Source organism: Brevundimonas sp. 01N35, assembly GCF_056399785.1.
Map to the genome: position 1 here is coordinate 43,283 of NZ_JBFTRZ010000004.1, position 20,049 is coordinate 63,331.

At 68.7% G+C, this 20,049-nt stretch carries 21 protein-coding genes and 2 tRNA genes; 11 read left to right on the forward strand and 12 right to left on the reverse strand.

Annotated elements, in window-relative coordinates; translation table 11 throughout:
* Positions 1-50 precede the first annotated feature (50 nt).
* Positions 51-1,340 (reverse strand): hypothetical protein, encoded by a 1,290-nt coding sequence (locus tag AC1DJ5_RS05090; protein ID WP_477019888.1) that lies wholly within the window; start codon positions 1,338-1,340, stop codon positions 51-53.
* 138 nt (positions 1,341-1,478) lie between these two features.
* Between AC1DJ5_RS05090 and AC1DJ5_RS05095 the strand changes: the two genes are divergently transcribed.
* The 6 genes from AC1DJ5_RS05095 to truA all read left to right on the forward strand — a co-directional run bounded on the left by AC1DJ5_RS05095 (position 1,479) and on the right by truA (position 4,713).
* Positions 1,479-1,555 (forward strand) — tRNA-Arg (locus AC1DJ5_RS05095).
* Positions 1,556-1,747: 192 nt separating this feature from the next.
* Positions 1,748-2,089 (forward strand): acyl-CoA thioesterase, encoded by a 342-nt coding sequence (locus AC1DJ5_RS05100; protein ID WP_441454438.1) that lies wholly within the window; start codon positions 1,748-1,750, stop codon positions 2,087-2,089.
* An 82-nt stretch (positions 2,090-2,171) separates the two neighbouring features.
* Positions 2,172-2,753 carry a peptide deformylase gene (locus AC1DJ5_RS05105; RefSeq protein WP_477019889.1) on the forward strand — a complete coding sequence of 194 codons (582 nt, stop codon included), beginning with the start codon at positions 2,172-2,174 and terminating at the stop codon, positions 2,751-2,753.
* Positions 2,753-2,968 carry a hypothetical protein gene (locus AC1DJ5_RS05110; protein WP_441454380.1) on the forward strand — a complete coding sequence of 72 codons (216 nt, stop codon included), beginning with the start codon at positions 2,753-2,755 and terminating at the stop codon, positions 2,966-2,968. Before AC1DJ5_RS05105 ends, AC1DJ5_RS05110 begins: the two co-directional genes overlap by 1 nt.
* 27 nt (positions 2,969-2,995) lie before the next feature.
* A complete protein-coding gene (gene fmt, locus AC1DJ5_RS05115; protein ID WP_477019890.1) occupies positions 2,996-3,961 on the forward strand; it encodes a methionyl-tRNA formyltransferase in 966 nt (321 codons plus the stop codon).
* A 2-nt stretch (positions 3,962-3,963) separates the two neighbouring features.
* The gene (truA, locus tag AC1DJ5_RS05120; RefSeq protein WP_477019891.1) at positions 3,964-4,713 is read left to right on the forward strand and encodes a tRNA pseudouridine(38-40) synthase TruA; all 750 of its coding nucleotides are present in this window, start codon (positions 3,964-3,966) and stop codon (positions 4,711-4,713) included.
* A gap of 35 nt (positions 4,714-4,748) precedes the next feature.
* Here the strand turns inward: truA and AC1DJ5_RS05125 are convergent, their stop codons facing one another.
* A complete protein-coding gene (locus tag AC1DJ5_RS05125) occupies positions 4,749-4,886 on the reverse strand; it encodes an entericidin A/B family lipoprotein (RefSeq protein ID WP_477019892.1) in 138 nt (45 codons plus the stop codon).
* Positions 4,887-4,985: 99 nt separating this feature from the next.
* Here AC1DJ5_RS05125 and AC1DJ5_RS05130 point away from each other — a divergent pair, with 99 nt between their 5' ends.
* From AC1DJ5_RS05130 to rplS, 4 genes are all read left to right on the forward strand, one after another.
* Positions 4,986-6,650 (forward strand): thiamine pyrophosphate-binding protein, encoded by a 1,665-nt coding sequence (locus tag AC1DJ5_RS05130; protein ID WP_477019893.1) that lies wholly within the window; start codon positions 4,986-4,988, stop codon positions 6,648-6,650.
* Positions 6,651-6,715: 65 nt separating this feature from the next.
* Positions 6,716-8,557, forward strand: a complete 1,842-nt coding sequence (locus tag AC1DJ5_RS05135) for a DUF885 domain-containing protein (RefSeq protein WP_477019894.1) — start codon at positions 6,716-6,718, stop codon at positions 8,555-8,557.
* Positions 8,558-8,595: 38 nt separating this feature from the next.
* Positions 8,596-9,348 carry a tRNA (guanosine(37)-N1)-methyltransferase TrmD gene (trmD, locus tag AC1DJ5_RS05140; protein ID WP_441454374.1) on the forward strand — a complete coding sequence of 251 codons (753 nt, stop codon included), beginning with the start codon at positions 8,596-8,598 and terminating at the stop codon, positions 9,346-9,348.
* Position 9,349: 1 nt separating this feature from the next.
* The gene (gene rplS, locus AC1DJ5_RS05145) at positions 9,350-9,772 is read left to right on the forward strand and encodes a 50S ribosomal protein L19 (protein ID WP_431564349.1); all 423 of its coding nucleotides are present in this window, start codon (positions 9,350-9,352) and stop codon (positions 9,770-9,772) included.
* 110 nt (positions 9,773-9,882) lie between these two features.
* On the opposite strand, the gene AC1DJ5_RS05150 is transcribed toward rplS, so the two are convergent.
* The 9 genes from AC1DJ5_RS05150 to AC1DJ5_RS05190 all read right to left on the reverse strand — a co-directional run bounded on the left by AC1DJ5_RS05150 (position 9,883) and on the right by AC1DJ5_RS05190 (position 17,801).
* Positions 9,883-10,368: a PA2169 family four-helix-bundle protein gene (locus AC1DJ5_RS05150; RefSeq protein WP_441454373.1), complete on the reverse strand. Its 486-nt coding sequence runs from the start codon at positions 10,366-10,368 to the stop codon at positions 9,883-9,885.
* A 118-nt stretch (positions 10,369-10,486) separates the two neighbouring features.
* Complete coding sequence (locus tag AC1DJ5_RS05155; protein ID WP_477019895.1) at positions 10,487-11,347, reverse strand: tryptophan 2,3-dioxygenase; 861 nt, start codon at positions 11,345-11,347, stop codon at positions 10,487-10,489.
* 54 nt (positions 11,348-11,401) lie between these two features.
* Positions 11,402-11,929, reverse strand: coding sequence for a CHAP domain-containing protein (locus AC1DJ5_RS05160; RefSeq protein ID WP_441454371.1), 528 nt, complete (start codon positions 11,927-11,929; stop codon positions 11,402-11,404).
* Between the two features lie 34 nt (positions 11,930-11,963).
* Positions 11,964-13,097 carry an acyltransferase family protein gene (locus AC1DJ5_RS05165; RefSeq protein WP_477019896.1) on the reverse strand — a complete coding sequence of 378 codons (1,134 nt, stop codon included), beginning with the start codon at positions 13,095-13,097 and terminating at the stop codon, positions 11,964-11,966.
* A gap of 79 nt (positions 13,098-13,176) precedes the next feature.
* Positions 13,177-13,629: a COG3650 family protein gene (locus tag AC1DJ5_RS05170; RefSeq protein ID WP_477019897.1), complete on the reverse strand. Its 453-nt coding sequence runs from the start codon at positions 13,627-13,629 to the stop codon at positions 13,177-13,179.
* Positions 13,630-13,646: 17 nt separating this feature from the next.
* Positions 13,647-13,946, reverse strand: coding sequence for a hypothetical protein (locus tag AC1DJ5_RS05175; protein ID WP_441454368.1), 300 nt, complete (start codon positions 13,944-13,946; stop codon positions 13,647-13,649).
* Between the two features lie 9 nt (positions 13,947-13,955).
* Positions 13,956-14,315 (reverse strand): YdbL family probable chaperone protein, encoded by a 360-nt coding sequence (locus AC1DJ5_RS05180; protein ID WP_441454367.1) that lies wholly within the window; start codon positions 14,313-14,315, stop codon positions 13,956-13,958.
* A gap of 20 nt (positions 14,316-14,335) precedes the next feature.
* Positions 14,336-14,524, reverse strand: coding sequence for a YnbE family lipoprotein (locus tag AC1DJ5_RS05185; protein ID WP_431566299.1), 189 nt, complete (start codon positions 14,522-14,524; stop codon positions 14,336-14,338).
* Between the two features lie 88 nt (positions 14,525-14,612).
* Positions 14,613-17,801, reverse strand: coding sequence for an intermembrane phospholipid transport protein YdbH family protein (locus AC1DJ5_RS05190; RefSeq protein ID WP_477019898.1), 3,189 nt, complete (start codon positions 17,799-17,801; stop codon positions 14,613-14,615).
* A 331-nt stretch (positions 17,802-18,132) separates the two neighbouring features.
* On the opposite strand from AC1DJ5_RS05190, the gene AC1DJ5_RS05195 reads away from it, so the two are divergent.
* Positions 18,133-19,488 (forward strand): M23 family metallopeptidase, encoded by a 1,356-nt coding sequence (locus AC1DJ5_RS05195; protein ID WP_441454365.1) that lies wholly within the window; start codon positions 18,133-18,135, stop codon positions 19,486-19,488.
* Between the two features lie 408 nt (positions 19,489-19,896).
* Here the strand turns inward: AC1DJ5_RS05195 and AC1DJ5_RS05200 are convergent.
* Positions 19,897-19,973 (reverse strand) — tRNA-Arg (locus AC1DJ5_RS05200).
* Between the last annotated feature and the right edge of the window lie 76 nt (positions 19,974-20,049).

A 20,049-nucleotide genomic window follows, 5' to 3' on the forward strand; every position in this document is an offset into this window, starting at 1 on the left:
GATGTGAACCTTGGCGGTAAACGCCGCGCCGCGCCCCGGGTTGCGTCCGTCTATTGCAGATCGATCGGCAGGGTCTGGCTGGCGAGCAGGGCATCCATTCCCTTCCAGTGATCCGGCCCCTGACGTTCGACCCAGGCCTGCACCATGTCGCGGCCCAGGCCGTAGTTGATGATGTAGGAGCGGTAGGTTTCGATGAAGCTCAGCCGCTGGGCGGCCCGGTCGCGCGCGACCAGATTGTATTTCTGCAGCTGGTTCAGGGCCGTCTCGCGGTCGATGCGGCCCGCCAGGTAGTCATCGGCAATGGTGTACTCGGCCCGCGCCAGTTCGCGCGTCAGGGCCAGAAGCTGCGTCTGGGCCTCAGCCGTCGTCGGGTCCAGACCGGCCAGCGGATAGAGGACCCGCGCCTCGAACGAGGTCCGTTCGTGGCCGGGGAAGGCCAGGTCGATACCGTAGTTGGCGCTGCCCTCGGCGATGAAGGACATGGGGCTGAACAGGGGATAGACGCTCATCTCGACCCAGCCCTTCTGTTTCACAAAGGTCTGTTCCAGCAGGGCGTTATAGACGTGGTGGCCGGGGTATCCTTCGTGGCAGCCCAGATCGACGGCGCGGTCGATGTAGATGGGCAGGTCCGTGTTGACCTGGATCAGGCTGAAGGCGGCGCCCTTGTACCAGTTGTAGCCCGACCACGGCTTGCCGGTGACGAACTCCAGGGTGAAGGTCTCGTTGGCGGGTAGGGTCATGTGGCGCACCGTGCGCGCCCTGCACTCGTTGATGGCGGCCCGCATCACCGGCTCCAGCCGATCCTTGGGAATGACGTAGCGGGCGCGGAAGGCGGCGACGCGATCGGCCAGCGGTCCCTCGCCGGGGATCAGGGCGTCGATGCGCGCCAGCACCGGGTCGTAGGACGACAAAGGGCGCAGTTCGGGGCGCACGCCGAACTGGGCCTCGGCCTCGTCGGCGAAGCTCATCTTCTCGCCGCCCAGCATCCGCAGACGCGCCGAAGCCGCCGAGACGTGGGCCAGCAGATAGGCACGGCGCTGACGGCTCTGGGCGTCCAGTCCGGCGGTCGGCAGGGCGTCCAGCCGATGAGACAGGGCGGCGGCGCCTTCGGCCAGCTGGGGCAGGGCGCGCGGATGGGCCTTGGCCGCCTCGGCCCATTCCGGCGGGCCGTAATAGGCGTCGACATAGCCCGGCTCGCGCTCGCCGATCTCCAGCGTCAGGGCGACATAGTCGCGGGCCACGGCGTCCAGGCTGTCGGGCGCCGGCTTGGGCGCGGCGGCGCAGGCGGCCAGCAGGGTGAGGCCCGCGCTCATCACGGCGGCGATCGTCAGGTTGCGCATGGAAACTCCCTCTCTCCAGGCCGCGACGCTAGGCGCTCGACGGCGCGCCGCCAAGAAGGGAACCGGCGCGGAGATTCAGGGATTGAGGCCGCCCCGCCCATGCTGTAAGCACCGCCGTCCGGCCAAAGAGCCGCAGACGCACCCGTAGCTCAGCTGGATAGAGTACTGCCCTCCGAAGGCAGGGGTCAGAGGTTCGAATCCTCTCGGGTGCGCCATCTCTCCAAACATCGTCGCCATTTGAGCCATGCGCGCTGCCTTCAGGCTGCGGTCTTGCCTGACCCGGGGTCCGGGCGCATGGGAGGAGGCTCCTCCCCCAAGACCTTCAAGGCCCCATCGTGTCCGACGCCGAACAGACCCCCGCCCCCGTTCTCCTGCCCGAAGGCCAGCCGGTCGGCCGCGTCATCGCCATGCCCGCCGACACCAATCCCGAGGGCGACATCTTCGGCGGCTGGCTGCTGGCGCAGATGGACTTGGCCGGCGCGACCCCGGCGTTCGAGCGCGCCAACGGCCGCTGCGCCACCGTGGCCCTGGACGGCATGGTCTTCCACCAGCCGGTCTCGGTCGGCGACGAGGTCTCGATCTACGCCCGCGTCATCCACACCGGCCGCACCTCGATCCGCGTCCATGTCGAGGCGTGGAAGCGCTCGCGCGGCCAGCCGGAGGTCCAGTCCGTCCGCGTGACCGAGGGCGTCTTCACCTATGTGGCGATCGATTCCGAGCGCAAGCCGCGTCCGTTGCAGCCGGTCTGAGGTCCGTGCGGCACGGGGCCAAGACCAAGCGCCGCACTCGGTAATTCTTGACGTTCGGCTGCTCGCACCCTACCTGCGGGCCATGGCTATTCGTCGCATCCTGACCATCGATAACGCCGCCGATCTGGCGATCCTCAAGGCCGTCGCGCCGCCCGTGGAGGGCGGCGTCACCGACGATCTGCGCGCTCTCATGGATGACATGCTGGAGACGATGTACGACGCGCCGGGCATCGGCCTGGCCGCCGCCCAGATCGGCGAGTTGAAGCGCGTCGTGGTCATGGACCTGGGCGACAAGCCGGTCGAGGGCGCGTCGGAAGCCCCCGAGGCCGAGGAGAGCGAGGACCTGCAACTGGCCCGTCGCAACCCGCGCTACTTCGTCAATCCGGAAGTGATCTGGGCCTCGGACGAGCTGTTCGCCTACGAGGAGGGCTGCCTGTCGGTGCCGGAATATTTCGACGCCGTCGAACGTCCGAGCCGCGTCCGCGTCCGCTACCTGGACTACGCCGGCAAGCAGATCGAGGAAGAGATCGAGGGTCTCTACGCCGTCTGCTTCCAGCACGAACTGGATCACCTGAACGGCGTCCTGTTCATCGACCACCTGTCGCGCCTGCGCCGCGAACGGGCCGTCGCCAAGGTCAAGAAGAACGCAAGGCTCGCCGCCTGATGGCCCGCAAGACCACGATCATCGATCCGCGCGGTCGTCGCCGCCTGACCCGTAATCAGAAGGTTGGCGTGGCCAGTCTGGCCACCATCGTCGCCGTCGGCGCGCTGGGCGTGGTGGCGGGTCTGCTGCTGGACCGTCTGCTCGATTTCGACGACGCCCTGGATGCGGGCGGCGAGTGGGACGAGGGCGGCGGCGTCTATACGCGCTGGCAGTAAGCCGCCCCAGCGGCTAAAGGCGTGGCCATGCGCCTAGCCTTCATGGGAACTCCCGACTTCGCCGTGCCGTCGCTGGCCGAGATGATCGCCTCGGGACACGAAATCGTCGCCGTCTATTCGCAGCCGCCGCGCCCCAAGGGCCGGGGGCAGAAGCTGACGCCGTCGCCGGTCCAGGCCTTCGCCGAGGCCATGGGCCTGCCGGTCTTCACGCCCGAGAGCATGAAGGCGCCGGAAGCCATCGACACCTTCAGAAGCCTGGATCTCGACGCCGCCTGCGTCGTCGCCTACGGCCAGATTCTCAAGCCCGAGGTGCTGGAGGCGCCGCGTCTGGGGTGCTTCAACCTGCACGGTTCGCTGCTGCCGCGCTGGCGCGGAGCCGCCCCGATCCAGCGCGCCATCATGGCCGGCGACCGCCAAACCGGCGCTCAGATCATGCGGATGAGCGAAGGCCTGGACGAGGGCGCGATCATCCTGTCCGAGGTCATGGACATCTATCCCGACGACACCGCCGCCTCGCTGACCGCGCGGATGGCGCATCTCGGCGCCGCCCTCTGGCCGCGCGCCCTGGCCGCCATCGAACGCGGCGGCTTCACCGAGACCGAACAGACCGGCGAGCCGACCTACGCCAGGAAGATCACTCCCGCCGAGGCGCGCATCGACTGGACCCGTCCCGCCGCCGAGGTGGATGCCCACATTCGCGGCCTGTCGCCCTTCCCGGGGGCCTGGTTCGAGGTCGAGGCGGACGGCGAGCCGGTCCGCGTGAAGGCGCTGATGTCGGCTCTGGCCGAAGGGCAGGGGACGCCTGGTCAGGTGCTGGACGACGCCCTGACGGTGGCCTGCGGAACCGGCGCCGTGCGCCTGACCCGTGTGCAACGTCCCGGCAAGGCGGCGCAATCCGCCGAGGAAATGCTGCGCGGCTTCCCGGTTCCTTCCGGAACCATTCTTAGCGAGCCGCGGTCAGAAGGCTCCGCCTTCTCGACCCGACGCGGCTAGTAATGCCCCGCTACCGCTTCACGGTCGAATACGACGGCTCGGCCTACAACGGCTTTCAGGCCCAGGCCGGCCAGCCGACGGTGCAGGGCGCGATCGAGACGGCGGCAGCGGCCTTTACCGGCCAGGCCGTGCGGATCGCCGCCGCCGGGCGCACCGACACCGGGGTCCACGCCACGGGCCAGACCTGCCATGTCGATCTGGAGCGGGACTGGCCGGCGCGGACGGTGATGAACGCCCTGAACGCTCACCTGATGCACGAGGCGGTGGCCGTGCTGGACTGCGCCCCCGTCAGCGACGACTGGCACGCCCGCTTCACCGCCAACGGGCGCAAGTATCTGTATCGCATCCTCAACCGTCCGGGCCGTCCGGCGTTGGACCGGGGCCGGGTCTGGCATGTGAAGAAGCCGCTGGACGCTGAGGCCATGCAGGCGGCGGCGCAGGCCCTGGTGGGGTTGCACGACTTCACCACCTTCCGCGACGCCCAGTGCCAGTCGGCCAGCCCGGTGAAGACGCTGGATGTGGCCCGCGTCAGCCGGGTCGGCGAAGAGGTGCATCTGGTGTTCGAGGCCCGCAGCTTCCTGCATCGTCAGGTGCGCTCGATGGCGGGCAGTCTGGCCGAGGTCGGTCTGGGCCGCTGGGCCGTGACCGATCTGGCCGAGGCGCTGGCGGCGAAGGATCGCGCGCGGTGCGGCCCGGTGGCGCCGTCAGACGGTCTCTATCTGACGGGCGTCACCTATGAGGCCGAGGCCTGAGCCGACTGCCACCCTCCGCCGTCTGGGGCGCGGCTTTAGTTGCGGGCCGAGTTGGAGCTGGAGGTCACGGCCTGACCGGCGGCTTGCAGGTCGCGGCCGACGCCGGCGACGGTGTTGCAGGCGGCGACAGCCAGGGCGGCGGCGATGACGCCGAGGGCGATGAGCTTGCGCATGGTGGTTTCCCCGAGAGAGATGATTTGACCGCTTCAACGTGAAGCTTGACCATAAGGTTGCATGGCCAATTCATCCTTCAATCTGCTAACGGCGAAAGCATGACGCAAGCTCTCGGAACCGCCGCCCGCCGTCTGGTCGACACCCTGGTGATGAACGGGATCGACAAGGTCTTCTGCGTGCCGGGCGAGAGCTATCTCGCTGTGATCGACGCGCTGGCCGACGTGCGCGACAAGATCGAGGTCATCGTCTGCCGTCACGAGGCCGGCGCCGCCAACATGGCCGAGGCCTACGGCAAACTGACCGGCAAGCCGGGCGTCTGCATGGTCACGCGCGGCCCGGGCGCGACCCACGCCTCGATCGGCGTGCACACGGCGCATCAGGATTCGACGCCGATGATCCTGTTCGTCGGCCAGATCGCCCTGACCGACCGGGGACGCGGCGCCTTCCAGGAGGTCGACTACCGCGAGGTCTTCGGCGGCCTGGCCAAGTGGGCGACCGAGATCGAAAGCCCGCAGCGCACCGTCGAGGTGGTCGAGCGCGCCTTCGCCACCGCGCTGCAGGGCCGCATGGGCCCCGTGGTCGTGGCCCTGCCCGAAGACATCCTGCACGAAGAGGGCGGCCCGGCGCCGGTCCGCCCGGTCGTCGCCGCCAAGGCCGCGCTGGACCCGGCCTTCGTCGAACAGGTGCGCGACCGCCTGTCGGAGGCCGAGCGCCCGGTTCTGGTGCTGGGCGGCTCGGGCTGGAGCGACGCCGCCACCGACGCGATCTCCGCCTGGGCCGAGCGGCTGGGCCTGCCGGTCGCCCTGTCCTTCCGCCGCAAGGATCTGATCCGCAACGACCATCCGGGATATGCGGGCGATCTCGGTCTCGGCCCGAACCCGAAACTGGTCGCGCGCATCAAGGACGCCGACCTGATCATCGCCGTCGGCGCGCGCCTCGGCGAAAACCCCACCCAGGGCTACACCCTGCTGAACCGGACGAAGACGGCCGAGACCCTGGTCCACATTCATCCGGGAGCGGAAGAACTGGGGCGCGTCTGGTCGCCCGCCCTGTCTGCGGCCGCCGACAACTCGCTGGCGGCCCTGGCCCTGTCGAGCATCGATCCGGGCCGAGCCTGGAACGACCAGGCCGCAGCCGCCCATGCCGACTTTATCGCCTTCTCCTCGCCTATAGAGGTGAACAGCGCGGTGAACATGAGCGAGGTCATCGCCCATCTGGCCGAGGCCTTGCCGGAAGACGCCGTCCTGACCAATGGCGCGGGCAATTTCGCCGCCTGGCTGCACCGTTTCCATCGCCATCAGGCCAGACGCACCCAACTGGCCCCGACCTCGGGCGCCATGGGCTACGGCTATCCGGCGGCTCTGGGGGCCAAGGCGGTCGATCCGGCGCGCGAAGTGGTCTGTATCGCCGGCGACGGCGACTTCATGATGAGCGCCAACGAGATGGCCACCGCCGCCCAGTACGGCCTCGGCGTCATCGTCGTGGTCGTGGACAACGGCACCTTCGGCACCATTCGCATGCACCAGGAGCGGGAGTACCCGACCCGCGTCATCGCCACCGAGTTGAAGAACCCCGACTTCGTCAAGTACGCCGAGGCCTTCGGCGCCTTGGGCGTGCGCTGCGACCGGACCGAGGACTTCCCGGCGGCCCTGGCGGCGGCCCGCGCGGCGGCGGCCGGCGGGCGTCCGGCCCTGGTGCACCTGATCACCGAGGCCGAGCAGATCGCGCCGGGCCGGACGATCACGGACCTGCGCGGCGGCTGATCGGAAAACTTGCGCATCCCGTTCTATGCGGGAACAGTGTCGCCTCGCAGTTCCGAGGGGGTTTCATGCGTCGTTTTCTGATCTCGTCCGTCGCCGTTCTGGCGCTTTGCGCCACAGCACCCGTCGCCATGGCTCAGGCCGTCGCGTCCGCGTCGGCGTCTGCTCAGGCCCAGAGCGAGGACGTGCGTCTCAACGCCTTCTTCGACCAGGCCTTCCAGGAACGGATCGCCCTCAGCCCGCAGTCGATGACGTCGCTGGGCCTGAAGACCGACTACGACAAGCTGGACGACGTGTCCGACGCGGCGTCGGAGCGCGCCCTGGCGCTGCAAGAGGGGCAACTGACCCGGATGAAGGCCGAGTTCGACCCGGCCAAGCTGAACGCCCAGAGCAGGCTGTCCTGGCGGCTGTTCGAATACGGCGTGCAGCAGGCGCGCCTGTCGAACCAGTGGCGCGATTGGAATTTCCAGTTCGCGGCCAACGGCAATCCGACGACCGGCCTGCCGGTCTTCCTGATCAACAACCATCGCATCGGCAGCGTCTCGGACGCCGAGGCCTATGTCGCCCGCATCGGCGAGGCCGAACGCTACATGGGTCAGGTGGCGACGACGCTGAAGGCGCGGGCCGCCGAGGGCGTGGTCTCGCCGCGCTTCGTCTTCGCGCCCTCGATCGAGAACACCCGCGCGGTGATCACGGGCGCGCCCTTCGACAATGGCGCCGACAACCCGGTCTGGGCCGATTTCCAGAAGAAGGTCGGGGCGCTGGACGCCGATCAGGCGACGAAAGAACGACTGCTGGCCTCGGCCCGCGCCGCCCTGACCGGCCCCTACAAGCGCGGCTTCGACACCGTGCTAACGGCCCTGGCCGAGGTCCAGCCGATGGCCGACAGCGACGCGGGCGTCTGGCGGCTGCCGAACGGCGAGGCCTATTACAACGCCCGCCTGCAGCTCTCGACCACGACCGACCTGACCGCCGACCAGATCCACCAGATCGGTCTGGACGAGGTGGGCCGCATCCAGGCCGAGATGGAAACCGTCAAGGCCAAGATCGGCTTTACCGGCTCGCTCCAGGACTTCTTCGTCTTCCTGAAGACCGATCCGCGCTTCCAGTACCCCAACACGCCGGAGGGCAAGGAGCAGTATCTGACCGACGCGCGCGGCTTCATCGCCCAGGTCATGGCGGTGGCCCCGCAGTGGTTCTCGACCCTGCCCAAGGCGGCGCTGGAGGTCCGCGCGGTCGAGCCGTTCCGCGAGGCGACCGCCTCCATCGCCTTCTACAACGCCCCGGCGCCGGACGGTTCACGCCCGGGCATCTACTACGTCAACCTGTCCGACATGACCCAGGTGCTGAAGCCCCAGATCGAGGGCATCAGCTATCACGAGGGCGCGCCGGGGCATCACTTCCAGATCGCCTACGCCCAGGAGATCGAGGGCCTGCCGCGCTTCCGTCGCTTTGGCGGCTACGGCGCCTACGCCGAGGGCTGGGGCCTGTACGCCGAACAACTGGGCAAGGAGATGGGCTTCTATCAGGACCCCTATTCCGACTTCGGCCGCCTCTCGACCGAGCTGTGGCGCGCGGTGCGCCTGGTCACGGACACGGGCCTGCACGCCAAGCGCTGGAGCCGCGAACAGGCGATGGACTATTTCCGCCAGAACTCGCTGCTGTCGGAACGCGACATCGGCAAGGAGGTCGAGCGCTACATCACCAACCCCGGCCAGGCGACCAGCTACAAGATCGGCGAGCTGAAGATCGAGGAACTGCGCCACAAGGCCGAGGCGACCCTGGGCGACCGCTTCGACATCAAGGACTTCCACGCCGTCGTCCTCGGCTCCGGCTCGGTGCCGCTGGACGTCCTGGCCGATCAGGTCAACGCCTGGATCGCAGCGGGGGGCGGCAAGCCGAGCGCCTGAGGCTCGCGTTTGCGGCTTTAGAGCGGTAAAGGGCCGCCATGCCCTTTACCGCCACCGTCCTGACCATGTTCCCCGAGGCCTTTCCCGGGCCGCTCGGCGTGTCGCTGATCGGCACCGCCTGGCGCGAGAAGGGGCTGTGGGACCTGCAGACGCTGGACATTCGGGCGTTTTCCGAAGATAAGCGCGGCTTCCTGGACGACACCCCCGCGGGTGGCGGCCCTGGACAGGTGCTTAAAGCGGACGTGGTGGCCCGGGCTTTAGATAGTCTAGAGGGCCCGCCTCGGCCGCTTTTGTACATGAGCGCACGCGGTCGACCCCTGACGCAGGCGCGAGTGAAGGAATGGGCCAAGGCCGACGGAATCGTCGTGCTTTGCGGTCGTTTCGAGGGGGTGGACCAGCGGGTGCTTGACGCCCGCGGGTTCGAGGAGGTCTCCGTCGGAGACGCGGTTCTCGCCGGCGGCGAGGCGGCGGCCATGGTGGCGATCGAGGCGTGCGTACGACTGATCCCCGGAGTGCTTGGCGCGGCAGACAGCCTGTCGTCCGAGAGTTTCGAGGATGGTCTTCTGGAACACCCGCAGTACACGCGACCGCGGACGTTCGAGGGGCACGATATTCCCGAGGTGCTGCTGTCGGGCGATCACAAGAAGATCGCGCAATGGCGAGAGGCGCAGCGGGAAACGACCACGCAGGAACGGCGCCCGGATCTCTGGGCGGCGCATCTTGCAAAGACGACTGCGGAGCCTGGCTCCGCCAAATCAAAGGCAAAGGGCGCAAAAGCCCGAGGAGAATAGAATGAACATCGTCCAGCAGATCGCTGCCGAAGAAAAAGCCCGCCTGCTCGAAGGCAAGACCATCCCTGACTTCCAACCGGGCGACACCCTGCGCGTCCACGTGAAGATCAAGGAAGGCGAGCGCGAACGCATCCAGGCGTTCGAAGGCGTCTGCATCGCCCGCGACAGCGGCGGCATCAACGAGACCTTCACGGTCCGCAAGATTTCCTTCGGTGAAGGCGTGGAGCGTCGCTTCCCGATCCTGTCGCCGAACATTGACTCCATCGAAGTGAAGCGTCGCGGCGTCGTCCGTCGCGCCAAGCTCTACTACCTGCGCGACCGTCGCGGTAAGTCGGCCCGGATCGCCGAGCGTCAGATCGCTCGCCCGGCCAAGGGTGCGGCTGTTCCGGTCACCGGTTCGGCCGACAAGGGCGACGAGGCTTAATCCCAAGCTTCGGCTCTGCGCTGAAATGATCGAGGCCCTGGCGGAAACGCCGGGGCCTTTTTCTTTTTAGGGCGCTAGCGCGCGCCGCGCGGCGGCTTGCTGCTTGAGCGCTACTGCGGGAACAGCGGATTATCCGCGTCGTGCTGGCCTTCGAGGCTGCGTCTCAGGTCCTGCATCTGGTCCTGGCCGACCTTCACCGCAGCGTAGGCGCGGCGGATGGTTTCCTTCGTGGTGGCCGACAGGGATTCATCGGCCAGGGCGTGTTCGAACCGGGCATGGAGATGCTCCTCGCCGCGCTCGACCGAGTGCAGGGCGGTCGCCTCGTCGCGGACCAGGGCGTGTTTGATGTCCGTGAAGGCGCGCTGGGCCTTGGCCAGGATGGAGCTGTCGTCCTCCGGCTGGCCGCCCAGGCCGTGCACGGCGTCCTGAAGCTCGGTCGCGATCCGGCGCCGTTCCTCGCTGCGGCGCGCGAACAGGTCGCGATAGCGGGCGTCCTCGGTTACGGCGGCGGCCTCGGCGTAGCCGTCGGCGCTGTCGACGGCGCCGGCGGCCAGAGCGTTCAGAACCTTGACGTCGTGGCTGTTGGGGGTGTTCACCAGAGGCCTCCGTGGCTGACGCTGGGATAAACCCACGCCCGCAGCGAAGGTTGCGGCCATGATGCTGGCGCGAATATCTGAGCTTGGACGCGACGCGTCCAAACCGATTTCGCGCCCGTTACAGCTTGGTGCGCAGCGACCACAGTTCGGGGAAGCAGCGGCGCTTCAGCGTCTCGACCAGATAGCCGACGCCGTCGGTGCCGCCCGTGCCCTGACGGCGGCCGATGATACGTTCGACCGTCACCACATGCTTGTGCCGCCAGGTCAGCAGGGCGTCGTCCAGATCGACCAGCTTTTCGGCCAACTGATACAGGGGCCACCAGCGCTCGGTGTCGCGATAGACCTCCAGCCAGGCGGCCTCGACGCCCTCGGACGGCTCATAGGTCTGGCTGACGTCGCGGTTCAGCACCTCGGCCGGGACCGGCAGGCCTGCCTTCGACAGTTGCAGCAGGGCGTCGTCATAGAGGCTGGGGGCCTCGATGGCCGCCTGCAGCGCCGCGTAGGCTGAGGGGCGTTCGGCGTGGAAGCGAAGGAAGCGCGGGTCCTTCAGCCCCAGCATGGTCTCCAGGCGACGGAACTGGTCGCTCTGGAAGCCCGAGCTGGCGCCCAGGTCGCCGCGGAATTTCAGATAGTCGGAGGGGGTCATGGTGGCCAGGATGTCCCAGCTCTGGGTCATCACCGCCTGAATGCGGCTGATCCGCGCCAGGCTCTTGTAGGCGGGGACCAGATCGCCCGACCGCACCAGTGTCTGGGCCAGGGCCAGCTCGTGCAGGATCTGCTTGAGCCACAGTTCCTTGGTCTGGTGGATGATGACGAACAGCATTTCGTCGTGTTGGTCGGAGCGCGGGTGCTGGGCGCTCAGCAGCACGTCGAGCGACAGGTAGCCGGCGTAGGTGATGCCAGTCGGCTCGTGCTTGGCGGTCTCGATGGCCCTTCCACGAATATCTGGGCCGCGAATGTCGTCGGGAGCGTCGGTCATCCGCTATCTATCGCCGGATCGGCCCCTGAGGGCCAGCCCGAAGGGCGGCGAAACTCAGTTGCCGGCGCGGGCCTCGGCGGCGTTGGCGGCCATCTGGCGGCCGTTGTCGAAGGCGTCGCGCGCGCCTTTGTAGACGAAGCCGTAGGTCGGATAGACGGTGGTGCCCAGGGCGTTCATCGGATTGTACCAGACCTTGACCCGGCTCCAGTCGCCCGAGGGGGAGACGTCGACCACGGTGACGTTCTCCTCGACCTTGCCGCGGCTGCCGCCCCAGTTGGCGTGGGTCACGCGGATGACGCGGTCGGTCAGGATGTCGGAAACGACGGCGACGTGGCCCTTGTCCATCCGGCCGCTGGGCTGGAAGACCAGAACCGAGCCGGTTTCGGGGGCGCGGCCGGTGCGGAAGCTGTTCACCGCCTGGCTCCACCAGGTCCAGGCGTCGCCGAAGAGCTGGATGCCCGAGAACATGCGGGCGAAGGTCACGCACTGCCAGTAGGAGTCGTCGGCCTTGGCCGGCGCGGAGCCGAGGGCGAAGAATCCCAAGGTCGCCGCAACTGCGGCGGCTGTGAGCCGTTTCATCATCTGGCGTGCTCCCGACTAAAACGCGGACCAAGCCTTAGACGATAGCGTCCGAAGGTTGAAGAACCGTTTCGGACTGTTTCTCCGCCTCATCCACAGGCGCGCGGCGTCGTTCGGCCATCCCGCGCAGCGCCTTGCGGGCCGGGCGTTCGATCAGGTGATAGGTGGCCGCCGCGGCGGCGATCAGGCCTAGAACTATCCCCAGCCACACGAGAACGTGAAGCCGCTTGTCCTCGGCTCCGGTCGCGCGCGCGGCCACATTGACCGCCAGGATCTGCCACGGGGCGCAGACCATGTAGACCGAATAGCTGATCTCTCCGAGGTAGACGGCGGGCCTGGAGGCCAGCCCCCCGGCCCGGCCGTTGGGCAGGGAGGCCAGGGCCAGGATCAGCAGGCCGGCGGCCAGAACCGTGATCGCGTCCCAGGCCAGGACCGAGGCGCTGGCGATCATGACGGCGGCGGCCGTGAGGGCCATCAGCCCTGCGCGCGGCAGGGGCGCGCGGCGATAGACCAGGTAGAGGGCGCAGCCGTAGGCGAAGCACGGAACGATGCGCAGCGCCCCCCAGCGGAAGGTGGCTTCCGTCAGGGGGAAACCCGCCAGACGCTCAAACGCCGCGTAGAGCCCCATCAGGAAGACCGCCGCGCCCGCGGTCGCCAGCCAGGGCCGCCGGCGCAGCGGCCAGGCGGCCAGGGCGAACAGGGGGAAGGCCAGATAGGCGAACCACTCGGCCGAGATCGACCAGGACGGGTGGTTCCAGCCAGCCGAACTGGCGAAACCCCAGGCGTGGACCATCAGCAGATGGGCGGGCAGGGTCTTCCAACTGAGGACGCCGCCGTCGATGTTCATCCCCACGGCTGTCGCCGCCAGGCCCAGGGCCATGACGCCTAGCAGGGTGACGATATGCAGCGGATAGACCCGCGCGATTCGCGCCCACAGGAAGCCGCGATAAGAGAAGCGCTTCTCGGCGAAGGCGTGCAGATAGACGTGGCTGAGGATGAAGCCCGACAGGACGAAGAACAGCTCGACGCCCAGATAGCCCTTGGCCGTCAGGTTCGGGACGAAGCCGACGTCGAGGTTGGGCCAGAAGGTGTAGAGGGCCACCCACAGCGCCGCCATGAACCGAAGGGCGGTCAGCGGGCGAAGATCGACAGGCGTCTGAACCGGGGTCATGCGGCCACCATGAAACGGCGCCGCTTTGGGAAGCGTTAAGCGGCCGGACGCCTCAGGAGCAAACGCGGCGCCAGACGCCCTATTCGACGCGGCCGGATTCGCCGACCTTTTCGATCGCCGCGCTGGAGGCGGCGCAGCCGGTCAGGGTCTCGCCGCCGATCTCGACCTTGGCGGTCAGGGGATAGGTGCGGTCGCTCATGCCGTCGGAACAGTCCGTGGCCATCAGGGTGACGACCAGCGGGGCCCTGGCTTCGGTTTGGGTCGTCCAGACCGCGACTGTCCCTTGCAGCGTCGGGCCGGGGTTGGCGGCCTTCTGCTCGGGGCGGTCGACGCCGGAATAGGTCAGGCCCTGCGGGGTGATTTCGACGGCCCAGAAGGGTTCGGTCCCCAGCACGCGCAACGGCTGGTCCAGATCGACCCCGGCCAGGGCGCGCGCCTCTTTCGGCGCGATCGGGGCTTTTCCAGCGGGTTGCGAACAGGCCGCCAGCGCGGCGGCGGTCGACAGGGCGGAGAGCAGCAGGGCGAAACGCATGACGGGCTCCGAGAGGATCAGTAGTGGAGGTCGTCGTCTTCGGCCTCATCCCGGCCGGGGTCCAGTCGATTGTCGACCCGGTCGTCCCAGCCCTCGCGATCGGAACGAAAGGCCAGGGTCATCAGTCCCCAGGCCAAGCCGACCGTGCTGAGCACGCCGAAACCCATGGCGATCCAGCCGTGGACGGACATGGGTCCGCCGCCGATCAGCCGCCAGTATCCGGCCAAGCCCAGAACCGCGACGGCGGCGATGGCGGCCGCCAGGCCGAGGGCCAGCAGGAAACGTCCCGCCCGACCCCTGACCCGCAGCGTTCTCATCGCATCAGATCAGCGCTGGACCCACTGGCCCGCGGCGTTCTTGTACCACTGGCCCGAGCTGATGCGCGGCAGCAGCTGGGTCTCGAACATGCGGGCGCCCGCGACCTCGGCCGTGGTGCCGGCGTCGGCGGCGCTGCGGGCGTAGGCCTGGCGGCGGCCGGCATTGGTGGCGCTGACGGCGGTCTGGGTGTCTGGGGTCACCGAGGTGCGGACGCCGAGATAGCCGTCGGCCTGCTCGCCGACCGCGCCGGCGGCCTTGGCCTGATCGACCAGGGCCTTTTGCGAGGCGGTCTGGGCCACGGCGGCGCCGGCGGCCACGCCGAGAGCGGCGACGGCGGCGACGGCGACGAAGAGCTTGCGATGGTTCATGTTCAGCCCCTTTCTTTCGGTCAGAACAGGTTGGGGTTTTCGCGCAGGAGGTTCTGCAGTTCCTGGTCGAGCTTGATGCGAATGTCGGCGTCCAGCTTGGCGTAGATCTGCAGCGGCTCGCTGAATTTGATGTTCACCGTAGGCGAGCAGGCGGCCACGCTGACGGCGGCGAGGCCGAGAACGACGGCGATCTCACGCTTGCTGATCATGGGGCCGATCTCCGAAGGCGGCGGTTAAGGTCGTGACGATCTAACGCCGCCGCGGGTGAATGGGTTCTGAACAAAGCGGCGCCGTATCTCAAGGGGCGATTGGGGGCGTTTCGCCTCGGCGCGCGTATTCCATCAGGTCGGACACGATCTGGTTGGCGTTCCAGGTGGTGTCCAGCGTCAGGTCGATCGGCGTGTCGGAGGGCAGGGGCAGCTTCTTCTTGAGGAAGTCGCGGCGGATCACGTCCATCCAACTCAGGCGCAGTTGCTGGCGTTCCGGCGGATCGTGGCGGCCATGGATGTGGAAGCGAACGCCCAGACGCCCTGCGTCCAGACTGTTGACCTCGGCGCTCAGGTCGCTGATCGCCAGGTCCTGCATCGCCTGATAGGCCAGATCCTGCATGGTGTTGGGCGGCAGGGCGGCGGCGCCTTCGGTCGCGCCCGCGGCCTCCAGGTCGTCGAAGACCTCGGGCTGGATCGACAGACGACCGGGGCGGACCGCGTTCAGGACGCCGCCCGTGATGCGCCAGCCGACATCGGGGGCGTAGGTGAAGGGCAGGCGGCCCGACACGACGGAATCCAGCTTGGCCTTTTCCTGCAGGTTGGCGCTCTTCAGCAGGTCGTTGAGCTGAACCTGTTCGACCACGATCACCCCGCCCCAGGGCTGGCCGGGCGTCAGCGGAATGCTGAGCGGTTCGATGCTGATGCGGCCGCCCGCCGCCTGGATCTTGCCGCCGGACAGATTCAGCGCCTTCTCGTCCAGAGCGAAGCGCAGCGCCAGATCGGTCAGGGGCGTGACCGACTCCAGCCGATCGACCGTCAGCACCTGATCGGGCGCGGTGATCAGCGGCGTCAGGCTGGTGAACTCGACCCGGCCCTTTAGCCCCTTCACCTTGCCGGCCGGGCTGGTGAAGTCGAGGCCGGGCGTGGTCAGCAGGCCCGAACTGGTCGTGGCGGTCCGGGACCAGTCGAAGCGGCCCGCGAAGGCGGCCGAGCCTTCGACCGGCGACTTAAGATAGTCGGCCGCCAGCGGGCTGAGGTCGTCGGGCTGAAGCCCCTGGGCGGTGAAGGTCAGGTCGGGCGCGCTGATGGTCACGCCGCCGGCCTCGGCCTTGCTGTCGTGACGCAGGTCGACGCGGCCCACCGCATGGCCCAGACGGGTCAGGTCGAACCCGCCGCTCCACACGTCGCCGGCCAGTCGCGCCTCGCCGGTCGCGGCCAGCGGCAGGAAGCGTTGAGGATCGGTGGTGTCGGCGACCTGGGCCCGGGCGACGGTCGCCGTCATCGACAGGCCGGAAGGCTTGCCGTCCACGACCAGCCGGCCTTGGGCGTCGGCGAAACGCATGGCCAGGAAGGGGGCGGAGGCGGCGACGTCGGCCAGCGTGCCCTCGGCGCGCCAACTCCCGTCCGCGACCGTGATCAGCGGGGCGTGGGCGGGGCAGAACCGGCCCGCCACATCCGTCACGTCGTTCTCGCCCAACTCCAGCCGTTCGACGCTGACGGGGACGCAGTCCTGGGTCGTATAGGTCAGCCGCCCGTCGCCGGACGCCAGTTCCCCCTGGGTCGACAGGGCGATGTTGCGGCCCGGCCCGAAGTCCAGCGCCGCCTTGCCGTCCAGCCGGGCGCGGAAGCCGCCCTTCGTCAGGCTCCACGACGGCACGGCGAAGTGGGCTTCGGGCAGGCCCCCGCCGCGCTGCGCGGTAAGGCTCAGGGCGCCCCCGCCCGCTTGATCCGGCTCGGCCGCGAACAGGGGCGTCGGCGCGGGGGTCAGGGTCAGTACGCCGCCGTTGGCCGGACGGGCCGTGATCGGGCGGGTCAGGGTCAGCTCCGTCCCGGCGCTGCCGGTGGCCAGCTTCAGCCCCGGCGCATCCACGGCGAAGGCGCCCAGCGCCCGTTTCAGCTCGGCCAGTTCAGGCAGGTCGTCCGCCGCCGGCGCGCCGAAAACGGTCCAGGCGGCGCGCGACGCGCCCAGCGCCCCGGTGGCGGTGATCCGGGTCACGCCGTCGCGCACGACGTCCAGCGCCAACCGCCCGCGCGCGTCGTTCAGGGTCAGGTCGCCCGCGGCCAGCCGTCCCGCCGTCAGCGCCAGAGGTCCCTCGATCTCGAAGGCGTCGCCGCGACCACCCGCGATCAGCCCCCCGGACGATAGGGCGGCCTGGCTCAACCGCGTCCCGCCCGAGCTTCCGCTGTCGAGGGTGATGGCGGCGGGAGAGGCGATCCGCCATTCCAGGCCGCGTTCGCCGCGCGCCACGGTGACGTCGGCCCGGCTCAGGGCGATGTCGGCGCCGCGCGCCTCCAGTCCCTGACCGGTCAGGCGTTGGGCGCGAACCCGCATCTGACCCTTGCCGACGACGCGGAAGGTCTGGGTCCAGCCTTCGGTCCGGCCGTCGAAGTCGAGCGAGGCTTCGGTCTTGCGCCCCTCGATCCCGCCGGCCTTCAGGGCGTCGGCGGTCAGGCGGGCGGCGATGACGGCGCGCCCGTCGCCGCGACGGGCCTTGAGGTCAGGATAGGGCAGGTCGCCGGTCAGGTTTAGCCGGGCGGTCGTTCCGTCGCCGCCGTTCAGGGAGAAGCGCTCGGCCTCCGCCTCGATCTTTAGGGCGACGCGGTCGCCGACGGTGGTCAGGTCGACGACGGCGCTCAGGCCTCGCGCTTCGGTCTCGCCGCTCTTCAGCGAGGCGGCGGGCAGGCGCGCGGACAACTGCATTAGCTTGCCGTCGTCGACGCGGGCGTCGGCCAGGACCTGCACCGGGCCGTATTCGGTGTCGATGCGGGCGCGGCCGCCCTCGACGATGACCAGCGGGCCGGGCATGTCGGGACGCGGCGGCTTGGCCAGGAAATCCTTGATCAGGGGGTCCAGCGAACCGAACGACAGTTGGCCCTTCGTCCAACTGGCCCTGGCCAGCGGGCGGATCAGGCGGATGCGGCTGGGGGTCACGCCCAGGCCGGTCTTGGACCAGGGCATGCCCAGGGCGTAGTCGACCTCGACGCGTTCGACCTTGAAGTCAGGATTGCGCGGGTCGCCGATGACGATCTTGCCGACGAAGCCGTCCATCTCGAGCTGTTCGACCTCGACGTCCGCGTCGATTCCCTTGCGGTCCAGCCAGTCGGTCAGCAGTTCGCGGGCGGCGGCGCGCCGGTTCAGATAGAGGGCGGCGGCCAGGACAACGAGCAGCAGGACGCCGATCAGCAGAACGATCAGCATCGTCCGGGCGACGGAGTCCGGGCGACGGCGGGCCTGAGGCTGGGGCTGGGGCTGGGGAGCAGGAGTGTCGTCGGTCAAAGGCGCTCGGCGTTCGGCGGCGGAAGGAGGGGCAACAACGCCACAGATTGCTCGCGGACAACAGTTGTGGCCGCATGAACACTGGGGCGTGTCGCTTCAGTCACTGTTCAGTCGAGCAAGGCAAGAAAAGGGCCGTTGATGTCGGGAGATCCTGGAAAAACGGTGGAATACTCAGCGTTCACCCGGCCAAGTTAACCAATTGTAACCTGCGCGCTTCCCAAGTTGGGACGGACGGGCTATATCGCTCGCTTCGCGTTTCCGGGGGGACCTGGACGCGATCCATGATTCGAGTGGTTTGGCGCTGCGAGGCGTCGTCGATTGCCGGGGACCGATGGCTCAGTTCGATCCGCGCCGCCAGCCCATGCGGCTCGCGCCGCATCTCCTGACGACGGCCGCAGCCGTGGCCATCGCCCTGATGGCGGGTCAAGCCTATGAACCGGCGCGCGCCGAGGAAGTTCCGGCGCTGACGTCTGAACAGTTCGCCTATCTCGAGACCCAGGCCTACGCCGCCGCCGGCGCGCCCGCCGGTCTGACGGCCCCCGAGGCCATCCCCGTTCAAATCCGCCGCGGCGAAACCTTCGAACAGGCTGTGCGCCGCACCGGCATCGGCGCCGAGGAAGCCAGCGCCGTCGCCGCCACCATCGCCAGCGCCTTCGACCTCAAGGACCTGCGCGCCGGTCTGAAATTCGAGACGGCGGTGTCCAAGCCGCGCGGCGGCCGCGGCGACGCCCGCCTGATCGGCCTGACCATGCGCACCGGCCCGGCCAGCCAGCTGACCGTGTCGCGCAGCTTCGACGGGGCCCTGCGCCTGCGCGCTCTCGACGAAAACGTGACGCACGAAACCGTGGTCGCCAACGACAAGGTCCAGCGTTCCCTGTCGGCCAGCGCCCGCGAACTGGGCGCCACCTCGACGGTCGTGCGCCGCGCCAGCCAGTTGTTCGCGCACAAGTTTGACATGCAGCGCGACGTGAAGGCCTCTGACGAATTCACCCTGGTCTTCGACCGTTCGGTGACCGAGGCGGGCCGCACGGTCGAGACCGGCGAACTGCTCTACGCCGAGCTCAAGGGCCACGCCTTCTACCGCTATCAGCGCCCCGGCGCTAAGGCGGCGGAATATTTCGACGCCACCGGCAAGAACACCCGTTCGGCCATGATGCGCACCCCGTTGCAGAGCTTCCGCCGGGTCAGCTCCAATTTCGGCGTCCGCACCCACCCCATCTCGGGCTATCGCAAGATGCACCAGGGGATGGATTTCGCGGCGACGACCGGCACGCCCATCGTGGCGCCCGCCGACGGCGTGGTTGTCGAAGCCCGTCGCTGGGGCGGCTACGGCAACTGGCTGCGCATCCGTCATTCCAACGGTCTGGAAAGCGGCTACGGCCACCTGTCGCGCTACGGCTCGGGCATTCGCGCCGGTCAGCGCGTCAGCCAGGGCCAGATCGTCGCCTATGTCGGCTCGACCGGCGCCTCGACCGGCCCGCACCTGCACTACGAACTGTGGCGCGGCGGTCAGCGGATCAATCCGGCCGGCGTGAAGACCCAGGAGGGCACCGTTCTGGAGGGCTCGGATCTGGCCGCCTTCCGCGCCGAAAAGGCGCGCATCGACCGGATCATCGCCGCCGGCGGCCAGCGCCGCCCGGTGGTGCAGCAGGCTTCGGTGTCGGGCCTGCGTTCCGTCGAAGGCTGACGGCCGCTTAAGAACATGGCGCGTGGCGCTGGGCGTCGCGCCGCCGGGGACCGAAGCGGTCCTTTGAGGGCGAGGCGGGCGTCGGCGACATAGCCGCCCTTGGCCACCTAAAACGCGCTGGTGTCCGCCAGATTGCCCGAGGCTGTGGCGCGGGCCGCGCTCTCGGCGTGGCTCGGCTCGCGCGCTGGCGCTAGCGCCGACCCGTCCCCTGAATTCGTCGCGCCTTCAGCGACGCCGCGTCGATCACGATCAGGCGTCAGAAAGGCAGGAGTCGCCTCATGGTCAGGCCTCGCCTCTGCCAGGCAACAATCTTAAGGCGTGATCCGTCAAGGGGCGCTAGCGCGCATGGCTAAAGGCGGGCCCGGGCGGGTCCGCCTCATGAAACGTCTGATGCAAGGAAAGAAGAAATGGCGCGCCCGGAACGATTCGAACGTCCGACCCTCAGATTCGTAGTCTGATGCTCTATCCAGCTGAGCTACGGGCGCGCACTGCCTTGCGGGCAGGCCGGGTATCTAGCGGGCGGGTCGGAGGCTGGCAAGCGGCTTTTCTGGAAATCTCGAT